The following is a 12411-nucleotide window of genomic DNA, read 5'->3' as shown; positions in this document are numbered from 1 at the left end:
GGGCAGGCTGCCAGGAAGGCGCGGGTGTGGTCCGCGACAAGATCCGGTGTCAGCTCGGTGACGAGGCCGCGCAGGCCGCTGGTACCGAATTTGGGGGCCATGAAATCTCTCCCTGGAAAAGTTCCCTGGGCGAGGGTGTCGCCCGAACGGGGCCCGACCTCAATGGCAAACCGCACAACTTCGACGTGTGAAGCGGCGACCTGCCACGATACTGATCTCAAAGACCGTGATGCTCCCGGTACCATGCCACGAAGCGTGAAACCCCTTCGGTGACGGGCGTATGGTGACCGGTTCCCGTCAGGCTTTCCAGGAGGGTGGTATCGGCCCAGGTGGCGGGCACGTCCCCGGGCTGCATGGGCAGCATGTTGCGCTGCGCGGTGCGCCCGGTCGCCGCCTCGATGGCGGCGATGAACTCGGTCAGGGCCACGGGGGCGGAATTGCCGATATTGACCACACGGAAGGGCGCCACCGGTGAGAGGCTGTCGCCCTCGGGCGCCTGCCCCGCCGCGGGGCGTTCCGGCACGGCATCCATCAGCCGGCGCATGGCCCCCACCAGGTCGTCGATATAGGTGAAGTCGCGCTTCATGTCGCCATGGTTGTAGACGTCGATCGGCGCGCCCTCGAGGATCGCGCGGGTGAACTTGAACAGCGCCATGTCCGGCCGCCCCCAGGGCCCGTAGACGGTGAAGAAGCGGAACATGGTGACCGGCAGCCCGAACAGGTGGGCATAGGAATGGGCCATGCTCTCGGTCGCCTTCTTGGTGGCGGCGTAGAAGGACATCTGGTGATCGGCGCGCATGGTCTCGCGGTAGGGCATCTCGGTGTTGGAGCCGTAGACCGAGGAGGTGGAGGCCAGCAGCATGTGGCGCGGCGGATGCGCGCGCGCGGCCTCGAGCAGTTCGAAGGTGCCGGTGATGTTGCTCTCGAGATAGGCGCGTGGCGCCTCGATCGAGTAGCGCACCCCGGCCTGGGCCGCGAGGTGGATGACGAAGTCGGGGCGATGCCGCTCGAAGAGCTCCATCAGCAGGCCGGGCGTTTCCACCCGGTCGATGACCGGTGTAAACCCCTCGGAGGGGCTCAGACGGTCCAGCCGCGCCTGCTTGAGCGTGACATCGTAGTAGTCCGTCATGGCATCGAGCCCGACGACCGCATGGCCCTCGTCAAGCAGCAGGCGACTGACGTGGTAGCCTATGAAGCCGGCAGCGCCGGTGACGAGGATCGTGGCCATCTGCGGGGTCCTTCCGGCGAGAAGAGCACTCAGTACGGGAGGTCTTGTGAAACATCTGCCCGCCCTTGGCCAGCCCGGGCCGGGGTCTCAGCCAGCAGAGACGGAAAACCCGAAGCGCATGCTGCCGCCAGGGGCAAGTGTCACACTGCCGGGACGGGCGGTCATCTCGGGGCCGGCGCCTTCCTCGGCGGCCATGCCGTGCCAGGGCTCGATGCAGATGTACGGTGCGCCGGGTTTCTGCCAGATGCCGAGATGCGGCGTGTTCTCGAAGGCGAAGCGCAGCGCGGGTGCGTCCTGCCCCGCCGCCTCGAGGCGCAGCGCAGTGCCCGCCCCTTCGGGAAAGATCATGGCGTCTTCCTCGAAGAGACCGGGATCGAGGGTCAGCACGCCTGCGGAAAAGGGTGAGGGGAGACGATCGGGCGCGAGCAGCCCCCCTGCCCCGAGCCGGGCCAGCGGCGGCTCGGCACCGTTTTCCAGCACGACACGGTGGGGCTGGTCTTCGGCGCCCGGCAGCGGCCAGCGGAAGGCGGGGTGGAAGCCGAAGCCGAAGGGCAGCGGCACCTCGCCGGGGTTCTCCACCTCGGCGGTGACGGTCAGGGTGGCACCCTCCAGCGCGTGGGTGACGGCAAGGCGGAAGGCAAAGGGATAGGCGGCGCGGGTCTCTTCGCTGTCGGTGAGCACGTGGCGGCACCAGTCCGGCCCGGCCTCTTCCAGCACAAAGGTGCTGCGGCGGGCGAAACCGTGCTTGGCCATGGGGTAGGTCGCGCCGTCGAAGGCCACCGTGTCCCCCGGCGCGCCACCGACCATGGGAAAGAGGATGGGCGCGCGCCCCGACCACCAGGCGGGATCACCGTCCCAGAGCAGCTCTCCCCTGCCCTTCAGCGTGAGGCTCTGCGTCTCGGCGCCGAGGGCGGCAACGGTGGCGGTCAGGGTATCGGAGTCGATGGTGACGGTGTCGGACATGGTGCTGGGTCTCCGGCGGGCTCTGTTTTTCGGGGTAGGCCGCGGAACGGGGAGCCGCAAGCCCCCTGCCCGGCTCAGCCCTTGGTGAGCGCGTCGATGGCGGCAAGCCGCCCCAGCAGCGCCGGCAGCCGGTCCACGGGCACCATGTTGGGCCCGTCCGAGGGGGCGTTGTCGGGGTCCTCGTGGGTCTCGACGAAAAGCCCCGCGGCGCCCACGGCCAGCGCCGCGCGCGCCAGCGGTTCGACGAATTCGCGCTGCCCGCCCGAGGTGCCCCCCTGCCCGCCCGGCAGTTGCACCGAGTGGGTGGCATCAAAAATCACCGGGTAGCCGGTCCCGGCCATGATCGGCAGCGCGCGGAAGTCGCTTACCAGCATGTTGTAGCCGAAGCTCGCGCCGCGTTCGCAGAGCAGGATGTTCTCGTTGCCCGTCGAGGCGATCTTGGCGGCGACGTTGGCCATGTCCCAGGGCGCGAGGAACTGGCCCTTCTTGACGTTGATGACGCGGCCGGTTTCGCCAGCGGCGAGCAGCAGGTCGGTCTGGCGCGACAGGAAGGCGGGGATCTGCAGGATGTCGGCCACCTCGCCCGCGCGGGCCACCTGGCCCGTGTCATGCACGTCGGTCAGCACCGGGCAGCCGAATTCCTCGCGGATGGCGGCGAGGATCTCGAGGCCCTTCTCGATGCCGAGCCCGCGTTCGCTGCCCAACGAGGAGCGGTTGGCCTTGTCGTAGCTCGCCTTGAAGACGAAGGGGATGCCGTAGGGCGCGGTGGCCTCGGCGATCTTCGCACACAGCATGCGCGAATGCTCGAGGCTCTCCATCTGGCAGGGCCCGGCGATCAGCGCGAAGGGCGCCGCGTTGGAGAAGCTGACCGGGCCGGCGGCCACGGTGCGGGGTTGGACGGTCTCGGTCATGTGCTCTCCGCGCGCAGGATGGTTTCGATGCGGTCGACGTCCTCGGGGTTGTTGAGCTCCCAGAAGACGCGGCCCCGGCCCTCGACCTCGACGCATTGCAGGCGGGCGCCGTTCTCGAGGAAGCGCAGCTGTTCGAGGCCCTCGAGGGTTTCGAGCGGGCCGGGTGCCCAGCCAAGGTAGGCGGCGAGCGCCGCAGGCCGGTAGGCGTAGACGCCCACGTGGTGGAAGACGGGCACCGTGTCGCCGGCGTCAAAGACCGCATCGCCGGTGAAGGGGATGACCTCCTTGCTGAAATAGAGGCCGCGCCCTGCCCCGTCGAAGACGGCGGTGGTGCCGCCCACGCGGCCCGCGCGCCGGTCCTGGCGGAACATCTCGAGCGTGGCGGGATCGCAGCGCAACACCGGCGTCGCCGCGTCCAGCGTGGCGTCGGCGCGCATGGCGCCGATGAGATCCGACAGGAACCAGGCGGGCGTCAGCGGCGCGTCGCCCTGCAGGTTCACCACCACCTCGGGGGAAAGCCCCGCACGCGCCAGCGCGTCGGCGCAGCGCTCGGTCCCGTTGCGGCAGTCGGGATCGGTCATGATGACCTCGGCCCCGAAGCCCCGGGCCGCCTCGGCGATGCGGTCATCGTCGGTGGCCACGTAGACGGCATCGGCCTCGGGCACGGCGCGGGCCACCTCCCAGGTCCATTGCAGGAGCGGCTTCGCCACGCCGTCGGATCCCCGCAGGGTCGCCAGCGGCTTGCCCGGGTAGCGGGTCGAGGCATAGCGCGCGGGGATCAGGATCACGGTCTTCACGTCTGTCACCTTGGTCACCTTTCAGGCCACGCCGGCGCGCAGCAGGTCGTGGATATGCAGCAGCCCCTGCACGCGGTGGTCTGCGTCCACCACGAAAAGCGCGCTGATCTTGGCCTCGTTCATGATCTTGAGCGCCTCGGAGGCGAGCGTGTCGGGGGACACGGTCTTGGGATTTCGCGTCGCAACCTCGCCCGCGGTGCTGTCGAGCAGCCGGTGCATGTTGCGCCGCAGGTCGCCATCGGTGACGATCCCGGCGAGCCGCCCGTCCTCGACCAGCCCGGCAAGGCCGAAGCCCTTGGCCGACATGAGCACCAGCCCCTCGGACATGGGCGTCGCCGGTTCGACCAGCGGCAGGTCTGCCCCGGCATGCATCAGCCGCGCCACGCTGAGCAGCTGCGCCCCGAGCTTGCCGCCCGGGTGGAACACCTCGAAATCCTCGCGCCGGAAGCCGCGCTTTTCCATGAGCGCCACCGCCAGCGCATCACCGAGCGCGAGCGTCGCGGTGGTCGAGGTGGTCGGCGCCACGCCGATCGGGCAGGCCTCGGGCGCGTCGGGCAGCAGCAGGGTCACGTCGGCCTGCCGTGCCAGCGTGCTGTCCGCGCCGCCGGTGACGGCGATGAGCGGGATGGCGAAACGGCGGCTGTAAGTGACGAGATCGGCCAGCTCGGTGGTTTCGCCCGAGTTGGAGATGACGAGGCAGACGTCCTTCTCGGTGATCATGCCGAGATCGCCGTGGCTGGCCTCGGTCGGGTGCACGAACTGCGCGGGCTGGCCGGTCGAGGCGAAGGTGGCGGCGATCTTGCGGCCCACGTGGCCGGACTTGCCGATGCCGCTGACGACGACGCGCCCCTGCGCGGCCTGCAATATCTCGAGCGCGCGGGCATGATCGGGCCCGAGCGAGGCGCTCATCTGCACGAGCGCCTCGGCCTCGATGCGCAGCACGCGAGCGATCCGGTCCAGCCCTTCCTGCGGGTCCGGGGGCACGGCTGCGTTCTCGCGCATATCGATGTCCTCGCTGAGACTTACAAAGGCCGTGGGCATACCACGAGGGTTGTGCGCCCACTTATCCGGCCAGGGCCTGAGGCTTCAACCGTTGAAAGGCTTAGCCATGTCGGATGCCGGTGGCTTCACTCTCATTGAGCGGCATGTATGTCCCCGGCGTCTCAAAGCTGGCCCCTAGCCGAAAGCTGCGCCGAATTTTCCCTTGGCACCTGGTGCAACTTGCCTCATACAGAAACATATAGAGAACATATGGCGATGACCGTCGATGTTCTAACGAAAAACAAGTAGCGTGGCGAAGGAGTTGTCGGCTACCCAGAAGGGGTAGGCGTATGACGTTTCTACGCGAGAACCAGCTAGATCTTTTTCCTTTGGAGCCATCCGCCCGCAAAGAGGACGGATACCAAGAGTCTGGCGGCAATGTCGTCGCCAAGCCCGCGCACGATATTCCGCAAGCTTCAAGCGACGGTACTGGTCTAAACAGAGAGCGCGCTGATCGCTCTGCTGCACCGCGCAAAGCGGCGGCTTTGCGGACCGAAAAGCAACCGCGCAAGCTCTTCCTGTCCGACAAAGAAGTGGCCGAGAGATACTCCGTCTCCCGCCCGACTATCTGGCGCTGGGTTAAGACGGCTCCCGGATTCCCGCCGCCGGTCCGCCTGGCACAGGGCACGACACGCTGGGCGGTGGATGCTCTCGCAGAATACGAGCGCAACCTGAACGATGCCTCTCGCGCAGGAGGAGCATCGTGAGCCGTTCCTATCGCGGGGTCCGCCCCAAGACCCACCGGGTCTACTCCGTCCAAGACGTCCTGACACTCTATGACATCTCTCGAAACACGGTTTGCAACTGGGTTCGGGGCGGGCTTGTCCCCGTGGACAAGCAAAAACCGCAACTCTTCCGCGGGGCCGAGCTTGCTCGCTTTCATGCCGATCGGCGCCAAGAGAGGCCGAAGTTGCGCTCCGGTGAGTTCAAGTGCTTGGGCTGCAAGGCCGTGTTGTTCCCTGAAACCACGACGGTCTGTTTCCAGACGAGCTCGAAGGGAGAAATGTTCGCGAATGCGACTTGCCCGGACTGCGGAGCAAGCTTGATGAAGCGTCTAGGTAAGACGGAATACGACAGCATCCGCAATTGCCTTGATACCAATACGAGCCTGAACTCGATAGACGAAGAACTGGGCGCGCGCCCCGCTTGTATTGGGACAAATCAGGCTAAGCCTGCGCAAACGCAGCCGTCGCCCAACGATCGGCTCATCCGCGACTGGCAGGACTATGCCGGGCGCTACACGGAGAAGACCGTGGATGCCCATCTTGCCGCCATCCGCTCTTTCGAGGCCTTCATCCAGCTGAAGTCCTTCTCCAAGGTGACAACAGATGACGCAGCGGCCTGGCGAGAGGATGTCGTCTCTTCAGGGGGCGGCGGACTTTCGCATTCCACCATTCGGCACAGGGCCTCACATCTCAGGGCGTTTTTCGAGTGGCTTGGAAAGGAGGCCGGGTTCCGGCACCTCGCCCCCGTACCGGCGTACTTCGAGCTGCCGCGTCGGTTTCATCAGAAGAAGGTTTCGAAGTCGCGGGAGTATCCAACACTCGATGAAGCCGAGGAAATACTGGATGCCATGCCGACGAAGACCCTCAAGGATCGCCGGCAGCGTGCCATCTTTGCCTTCGCCTTTTTGGGCGGTTTGCGGGCGGACGCGCTGATCACGGTTCGGCGCCGGCACGTGGATCTCGCCCGGCGGCAGATCACCCATGACGGTGAGGAAATGCGCACGAAAAACGGCAAGAGTTTCGTGGTGAACTGGTTTCCCCGCACCGAACACTTCCGTCAGGTCTTCATTGCATGGTTTGAGGAGGGCACTGCGCTAGGCTTGCAACCTGACGATGCTCTGTTCCCCGATCTCGCCAGCCTTTCCTCAGCACGCCGCAGGAAGAAGGATCCGATTGCCCCGATGAAGACGATTGGGGCAGTTTCCGAGGCCTTCAAGATAGCCTCAAAGAACCGAGCCACAGCCTATTCTCCGCACTCCGCACGCCACACGCTGGTTCAGCTCGGAGATCAAATCTGTAGAACCGCCGAGGCCCGGAAGGCGTGGTCACTGAATCTGGGGCACGCTTCCGAGGAAGTCACATGGAGGTACTACGGAAAGGTCGATGACGGCCGCAAGCGCGAGATTTTCGAGGTGTTTGAGGCTGCAGAGCCCTCCACCTCTGATGAGCTTGAGCTGATGCTCGCCTACCATGAGCATAAACTGATGCGCGGAACGCCCGAATTCGAACAGGCCGAGGTATTGGTCTTTGCCCGCCAGCAGGAACGGAGATGGAATGATCAGAGGTGATACATGGCACGACCAGATACTGTGGACCGCACCGTCGGGGCATGGCTACAGGAACAATCTCAGATCGCGGCTATCTTCGCGGTCCTGAGAACCGAGGCCTCTCGGTGATCTCGATGCGCCCCGCCAGCCGCAAGGAAAGGGAACTGCTATGACCAAGACGCCGCTCAGCGAAGCCAAGGTTCAGGAGATGATTGCCAGCGACCCGGATGCTCCGGAAGCCACTGACGCGCAGCTTGCCCAGGCGAAGCCCTTCACTGAGGCGTTCCCGGCGCTGGCCGAGAAGATGCGCAAGAATGTGGGCGGTCGTCCGAAGGCGGAGAACCCGAAGGGGGCTGTGTCGCTGCGCCTCGATCCCGAAGTGGTGTCCCGGTTCAAGGCCGGGGGGCCGGGCTGGCAGACGCGCATGAACGAAGCACTGCGGCAGGCTGCGGGACTGACTTGATGCGGAGAAGTCGGCTACCTGCTGGCCGGCCGCCTATCCTGCATCAGGATCAATGGGGCGTGAGCCTCGCGCGCAGCGCCACCTTCAGCGCATACGCGAAGGGGAGAGAGATCAATTTCGATGTTTCGCGCGCGAAACATGGGGAGCGAAGCCCCCTACTCCGCCTCGCGGATCAGTGCCGCCAGGTAGCCGCCGTAGTCGGTCTTGCCAAAGGTCTTCGCGTGCTGGGCCATCAGTTCCTTGCCGATCCAGCCGTTGTGCCAGGCGATCTCTTCGGGGCAGCCGATCTGCAGGCCCTGCCGCTGCGACATGGTCCGCACGAAGTTGCCGGCATCGAGCAGGCTGGCGTGGGTGCCGGTGTCGAGCCAGGCGTAGCCGCGCCCCATGGTCTGGACGCTGAGCGTGCCCTCCTCGAGGTAGCTCTGCAGGAGCGAGACGATCTCGAGCTCGCCCCGCGCCGAGGGGGTGATCGCGCGCGCGCGCGCAGGGGCCTCGGCGTCGAGGAAGTAGAGCCCGGTGACGGCGAAGTTCGAGGGCGGCACCTCGGGCTTCTCGATGATCTCGCGCGCGGTACCGTCCTTGTCGAAATCCACCACGCCGTAACGCTCGGGATCGACCACGTGGTAGCCGAAGACGGTGCCGCCCTTTTCCTGCGCGTCCGCCGACTGCAGCGCCTCGGGGAGACCGTGGCCGAAGAAGATGTTGTCGCCCAGCACCATGGCCGAGGGCGCCCCGTCGAGGAAGTCCTCGGCCAGCAGGTAGGCCTGCGCCAGCCCGTCCGGCGAGGGCTGGGTGATGTAGGTGAAGCTCATGCCCCACTGGCTGCCGTCCTGCAGCAGGCGGCGGAACTGGTCCTGATCGTGGGGCGTGGTGATGATGGCCACCTCGCGGATGCCGGCGTGCATCAGCACCGAGAGCGGGTAGTAGACCATGGGCTTGTCGTAGACCGGCATGAGCTGTTTCGAGACGCCCATGGTGATCGGGTAGAGCCGCGTGCCCGAACCCCCTGCGAGGATGATGCCCTTGCGTTCCGTCATGCCAATGCTCCGAGGTCTTTGAGGACGTGGTCGAGATCGGCCCGCCAATCGGGCCGGGTGATCCCGAGCCGCTGCAGGCTGCTGCAGTCCAGGCGTGAATTGGCCGGGCGCCTGGCGGGGGTCGGATAGTCCGCCGAGGGGATGTCCTCGACCTCCACCTGGCGCCCGGCGCGGGAGAAGATCTCGCGCGCGAAATCGGCCCAGCTCACGTCCGGCGCGCCGGCGAAATGATAGGTCCCGGTGACGCCGCGGGAGCGCCCCAGGGCGCCCGCCGCCGCCACGCAGGCCGAGGCGATGGGACCCGCCGCGGTCGGGCCGCCCACCTGGTCGGCGACGATGGTCAGTCGGCCCCGGCTTTCCGAAAGGCGCAGCATGGTCTTCACGAAGTTGCTGCCGTGGGCGGAGAAGACCCAGCTTGTCCGCAGGATCACGTGCGGCCCGCCGGCCGCACGCACCTCCTCCTCACCGGCGAGCTTGCTGCGCCCGTAGGCCCCGAGCGGCGCGCAGGGCGCGTCGGGGCGAAACGGCATCTCGCCGCTGCCGTCGAAGACGTAGTCGGTGGAGATGTGCACGAAGGGGATGCCTTGCGCCGCGCATTCCCGCGCCATCACGCCCGGCGCCTCGCCGTTGATGATGGTGGCAAGCGTCTCCTGCTCCTCGGCCTTGTCCACGGCGGTATAGGCGGCGGCGTTGATGACGAGCGGGGGAGCTGCGGCACGGATCGCCGCGCCACAGGTGTCGGGATCGGAGAGATCTGCCTCCTCGCGGCCAAGGAACCGCGCGCCGGGCAGCCTGCGGCTCAGTTCGCGCGCCACCTGCCCCGTTCTGCCGAAGACCAGCACGCTCATGACCCTACCCCCAGCCGTAGCCCGACGCCCTGACGATCCTGCAGCGCCCGCCACCAGGCCTCGTTGTCGAGATACCATTGCACGGTGCGCTCAAGCCCCTCTTCCACCGTCACGCTCGGCCGCCAGCCGAGTTCGGCGCGGATGCGCGACGGGTCGATGGCATAGCGCGCGTCATGCCCGGGGCGGTCGGTGACGAAGGTGATCTGATCGGTGTAGCTGCCTTGCGCCTTGGGGCGTTTCGCGTCGAGAATCCCGCAGAGCGTCCTGACCAGTTCGAGGTTCGTGCGCTCGTTCTCGCCCCCGATGTTGTAGGACCGGCCCACCGCACCCTTTTCCACCACGAGCAGCAGCGCGTCGGCATGATCCTCGACGTAAAGCCAGTCGCGGATGTTGGACCCGTCGCCGTAGATCGGCAGCGGCCTGCCCGCCAGCGCGTTCAGGATGATGACCGGGATCAGCTTCTCGGGGAAATGGTAGGGCCCGTAGTTGTTGGAGCAGTTGGTCAGCACGACCGGCAACCCGTAGGTTTCGTGCCAGGCCCGCACCAGGTGGTCGGAACTGGCCTTGCTGGCCGAGTAGGGCGAGCGCGGATCGTAGGGCGTGTCCTCGGTGAACTGCACGGAGGGGTCGGCGGGCAGCGAGCCGAAGACCTCGTCGGTCGAGATGTGGTGGAAGCGGAAGCCCTCGGGTCGGCCCGCCCCGGCCCAGTATTTCCGGGCGGCTTCCAGCATGTTGTAGGTGCCGGTGATGTTGGTCTCGATGAAATCCCCCGGCCCGTCGATCGACCGGTCCACGTGGGATTCGGCGGCCAGGTGCATGACGGCATCGGGCGCATGTTTCGCGAAGATACGCTCCAGCGCGTCGCGATCGCGGATGTCGGCCTGCTCGAAGGCGTAGAGCGAGCTTTGGGCGGCCTCTGCCACGTTGTCGAGGCAGGCGGCATAGGTCAGCGCGTCGAGATTCACCACCTCGTGGCCACGGGACACCGCCAGCCGCACCACGGCCGAGCCGATGAACCCGGCGCCACCGGTCACGAGAAGCTTCATGCCGCGCCCTCCCAGGTGAAGGGACTGTCGAACTCGGCCAGCAGCGGCGCGGCCTCGTCCTTGGGCGACAGCACCGGTACGCTGCCCGGGTCGGGCCAGTCGATGCCGATGTCGGGATCGTTCCAGCGCACCCCGCCGTCGCAGTCGGGCGCGTAGAAGTCCGAGCACTTGTAGACGATCTCGGTCTCGGGCTCGAGCGTCATGAACCCGTGCAGGAAGCCTTCGGGCACCAGCAGTTGTCGTCCGTTCTCGAAGCTCAGCTCGGTGCCGAACCATTGCCCCCAGGTCGGGCTGCCCCTGCGGATGTCCACGGCCACGTCGAAGAGCCGCCCGCGCCCGCAGCGCACCAGCTTGGCCTGCGCGTGCGGCGGCGACTGGAAATGCAGGCCCCGCACGGTGCCCGCCGCCTGCGACAGCGAATGGTTATCCTGGACGAAATCGATCTCGATCCCCTGCTCGGCGAAGGCCCGGGCGCTGTAGCTTTCGCTGAAGAACCCACGGTGATCGCCGAAGCGTTTCGGCGTGATCACCATGACCCCGGAAAGTGGGGTCGTCTCGAATGCAGGCATTGCTGTCTCTCGTTCCGATCTTGAATCAAATTTTCAGAAACCCGCAGGCTTCCGGGGGCGCCTTGGCCGATCTCCACACCGCGGGTGGTAACATCAAGTTAAGATCCTCGGCAGGGCGGAAGCAAAAGCCCCGAATTTCACCCTCGGTGTGTGACACGCATCACCCCGGGCAGCAATTCGCTCTTCCTCGCGGTCCTGCCACGGTCAGGCGCGGTCTTCGAGCCAGCGCTGCAGGGCCGCGTGCAGCTCGCCATCAACGCCCGGTCCCTTCAGCGTCAGCACCCCGCGGTCAGGATCGTAGATCGTCTCGATGTGCCGCGCTCCGGCGGTTTCCCCATCTGCGTCCCGCGATCTTGCCGGGGAACGCTCCTGCTTCGGGGCCTTCGGTCGGGCGGCCGGGGCCGGCGCCTCGAGGCGGGCCAGTTCCGCCTCGGCATCGGGGGCAGGGGTCTGGCGGAGCTCCTCTTTCAGGCGTTCTGCCAGTCCCGGATTCTCGTCGAGCCGGCGGGCCAGATCGAGTCCCGTGCGCTCACCGATGGCCGAGGGGAACCGCAGCGCGCCATCCAGCGCCTCGACAATGCGGGTGAAGCTGCCGATCTTGGACCGTTTCGCGCGCGAAACGTTGGCGAAGAGCGTACGCAGGGCCGTCTGCCGATCCTCGAAGACGCCCTGTTCGACGGCCTTCACCACGATACGGGCACGCTCGTAGTAGCTGAGCCCCACGCGGATCTCGTTCTCCTCGACCATGGCGACATAGGCGTCGGAGGCCGTTTTCGGGGCGCGGATGAGGGCAAGCGCGGTCCCGAAGCGATCGTCCTCTTCCGAAAGACGTTTCAGCGCGGCAAGGCGGCGCCAGCCCGAGATGAGCCCGTAGCGGGGCGCGGCGCTCTCGCCTCGGTCGACCAGCTCGATGGGGGTCTGCTGCCCCCGGGTCCGCAGGCTTTCCATGAGCGTCCGCAGCTCTTCTTCCTCGGCCTCGATCCGGTCGCGGACGAGATGGCCCGGGTCGATCTGGTCGAGCGGGATGGCCTGCACGAGACGCCCCTCGGCACGGGCCTCCTCCATGGCGCGGGACAGTTCTCCGAGCGCGGCCGAGGCCGAGACCTCGCCCGCGACCTGCGCGATGGGGGGTAGAGAGGACGACCTCGGCTCGGGCGCGATGCGCGGGGCAGGGGCCTCGGGGGCTGTGCCGAGATAATCGGGATTGGCGGCGGTCAGACGCTTACGCTTGGCCAT

General features: G+C 66.8%; 13 protein-coding genes. 3 read left to right on the top strand and 10 right to left on the bottom strand.

Annotated elements, in window-relative coordinates; translation table 11 throughout:
- Window positions 1-217 precede the first annotated feature (217 nt).
- The 5 genes from C8N44_RS20075 to C8N44_RS20055 all read right to left on the bottom strand — a co-directional run bounded on the left by C8N44_RS20075 (window position 218) and on the right by C8N44_RS20055 (window position 4901).
- The gene (locus C8N44_RS20075; RefSeq protein WP_107978546.1) at window positions 218-1228 is read right to left on the bottom strand and encodes an NAD-dependent epimerase/dehydratase family protein; all 1011 of its coding nucleotides are present in this window, start codon (window positions 1226-1228) and stop codon (window positions 218-220) included.
- 87 nt (window positions 1229-1315) lie between these two features.
- On the bottom strand, window positions 1316-2191 hold the full coding sequence (locus C8N44_RS20070; protein ID WP_107978545.1) for an aldose 1-epimerase family protein: 876 nt from the start codon (window positions 2189-2191) through the stop codon (window positions 1316-1318).
- Window positions 2192-2265: 74 nt separating this feature from the next.
- Entirely contained in the window at window positions 2266-3102 is an 837-nt protein-coding gene (gene kdsA / locus C8N44_RS20065) for a 3-deoxy-8-phosphooctulonate synthase (protein WP_107978544.1), read from the bottom strand.
- Window positions 3099-3899, bottom strand: coding sequence for a 3-deoxy-manno-octulosonate cytidylyltransferase (locus C8N44_RS20060; protein ID WP_107978552.1), 801 nt, complete (start codon window positions 3897-3899; stop codon window positions 3099-3101). The genes kdsA and C8N44_RS20060 overlap by 4 nt, the downstream gene beginning before the upstream one ends.
- 21 nt (window positions 3900-3920) lie before the next feature.
- The gene (locus C8N44_RS20055) at window positions 3921-4901 is read right to left on the bottom strand and encodes a KpsF/GutQ family sugar-phosphate isomerase (RefSeq protein WP_107978551.1); all 981 of its coding nucleotides are present in this window, start codon (window positions 4899-4901) and stop codon (window positions 3921-3923) included.
- Between the two features lie 329 nt (window positions 4902-5230).
- Here C8N44_RS20055 and C8N44_RS20050 point away from each other — a divergent pair, with 329 nt between their 5' ends.
- The 3 genes from C8N44_RS20050 (at window position 5231) to C8N44_RS20040 (ending at window position 7675) form a co-directional block, all read left to right on the top strand.
- Window positions 5231-5647 (top strand): helix-turn-helix transcriptional regulator, encoded by a 417-nt coding sequence (locus C8N44_RS20050; protein ID WP_107978543.1) that lies wholly within the window; start codon window positions 5231-5233, stop codon window positions 5645-5647.
- A complete protein-coding gene (locus C8N44_RS20045) occupies window positions 5644-7233 on the top strand; it encodes a tyrosine-type recombinase/integrase (RefSeq protein ID WP_107978542.1) in 1590 nt (529 codons plus the stop codon). Before C8N44_RS20050 ends, C8N44_RS20045 begins: the two co-directional genes overlap by 4 nt.
- Before the next feature lie 148 nt (window positions 7234-7381).
- Window positions 7382-7675 carry a BrnA antitoxin family protein gene (locus C8N44_RS20040; protein ID WP_210204196.1) on the top strand — a complete coding sequence of 98 codons (294 nt, stop codon included), beginning with the start codon at window positions 7382-7384 and terminating at the stop codon, window positions 7673-7675.
- 155 nt (window positions 7676-7830) lie between these two features.
- On the opposite strand, the gene rfbA is transcribed toward C8N44_RS20040, so the two are convergent.
- The 5 genes from rfbA to C8N44_RS20015 form a co-directional block, all read right to left on the bottom strand.
- Window positions 7831-8712: a glucose-1-phosphate thymidylyltransferase RfbA gene (gene rfbA, locus C8N44_RS20035; protein WP_107978541.1), complete on the bottom strand. Its 882-nt coding sequence runs from the start codon at window positions 8710-8712 to the stop codon at window positions 7831-7833.
- Window positions 8709-9560 (bottom strand): dTDP-4-dehydrorhamnose reductase, encoded by an 852-nt coding sequence (gene rfbD / locus C8N44_RS20030; protein WP_244641145.1) that lies wholly within the window; start codon window positions 9558-9560, stop codon window positions 8709-8711. The genes rfbA and rfbD overlap by 4 nt, the downstream gene beginning before the upstream one ends.
- A complete protein-coding gene (gene rfbB / locus C8N44_RS20025) occupies window positions 9557-10606 on the bottom strand; it encodes a dTDP-glucose 4,6-dehydratase (protein ID WP_107978540.1) in 1050 nt (349 codons plus the stop codon). The genes rfbD and rfbB overlap by 4 nt, the downstream gene beginning before the upstream one ends.
- Window positions 10603-11175 carry a dTDP-4-dehydrorhamnose 3,5-epimerase gene (gene rfbC / locus C8N44_RS20020; protein WP_107978539.1) on the bottom strand — a complete coding sequence of 191 codons (573 nt, stop codon included), beginning with the start codon at window positions 11173-11175 and terminating at the stop codon, window positions 10603-10605. The genes rfbB and rfbC overlap by 4 nt, the downstream gene beginning before the upstream one ends.
- A gap of 204 nt (window positions 11176-11379) precedes the next feature.
- Window positions 11380-12411 (bottom strand): ParB/RepB/Spo0J family partition protein, encoded by a 1032-nt coding sequence (locus tag C8N44_RS20015; RefSeq protein ID WP_107978538.1) that lies wholly within the window; start codon window positions 12409-12411, stop codon window positions 11380-11382.

Origin of the sequence: Allosediminivita pacifica, assembly GCF_003054175.1 — a bacterium.
GTDB lineage: Bacteria > Pseudomonadota > Alphaproteobacteria > Rhodobacterales > Rhodobacteraceae > Allosediminivita > Allosediminivita pacifica.
The sequence above is the reverse complement of the archived record's forward strand: the minus strand, read 5'-3'. Positions and strand labels throughout refer to the sequence as shown.

Coding starts and splice junctions, on each gene's coding strand:
- C8N44_RS20075 (WP_107978546.1), bottom strand. CDS start 1,228: ATGGCCACGATCCTCGTCACCGGCGCTGCCGGCTTCATAGGCTACCAC.
- C8N44_RS20070 (WP_107978545.1), bottom strand. CDS start 2,191: ATGTCCGACACCGTCACCATCGACTCCGATACCCTGACCGCCACCGTT.
- kdsA (WP_107978544.1), bottom strand. CDS start 3,102: ATGACCGAGACCGTCCAACCCCGCACCGTGGCCGCCGGCCCGGTCAGC.
- C8N44_RS20055 (WP_107978551.1), bottom strand. CDS start 4,901: ATGCGCGAGAACGCAGCCGTGCCCCCGGACCCGCAGGAAGGGCTGGAC.
- C8N44_RS20050 (WP_107978543.1), top strand. CDS start 5,231: ATGACGTTTCTACGCGAGAACCAGCTAGATCTTTTTCCTTTGGAGCCA.
- C8N44_RS20040 (WP_210204196.1), top strand. CDS start 7,382: ATGACCAAGACGCCGCTCAGCGAAGCCAAGGTTCAGGAGATGATTGCC.
- rfbA (WP_107978541.1), bottom strand. CDS start 8,712: ATGACGGAACGCAAGGGCATCATCCTCGCAGGGGGTTCGGGCACGCGG.
- rfbD (WP_244641145.1), bottom strand. CDS start 9,560: ATGAGCGTGCTGGTCTTCGGCAGAACGGGGCAGGTGGCGCGCGAACTG.
- rfbB (WP_107978540.1), bottom strand. CDS start 10,606: ATGAAGCTTCTCGTGACCGGTGGCGCCGGGTTCATCGGCTCGGCCGTG.
- rfbC (WP_107978539.1), bottom strand. CDS start 11,175: ATGCCTGCATTCGAGACGACCCCACTTTCCGGGGTCATGGTGATCACG.
- C8N44_RS20015 (WP_107978538.1), bottom strand. CDS start 12,411: ATGGCCAAGCGTAAGCGTCTGACCGCCGCCAATCCCGATTATCTCGGC.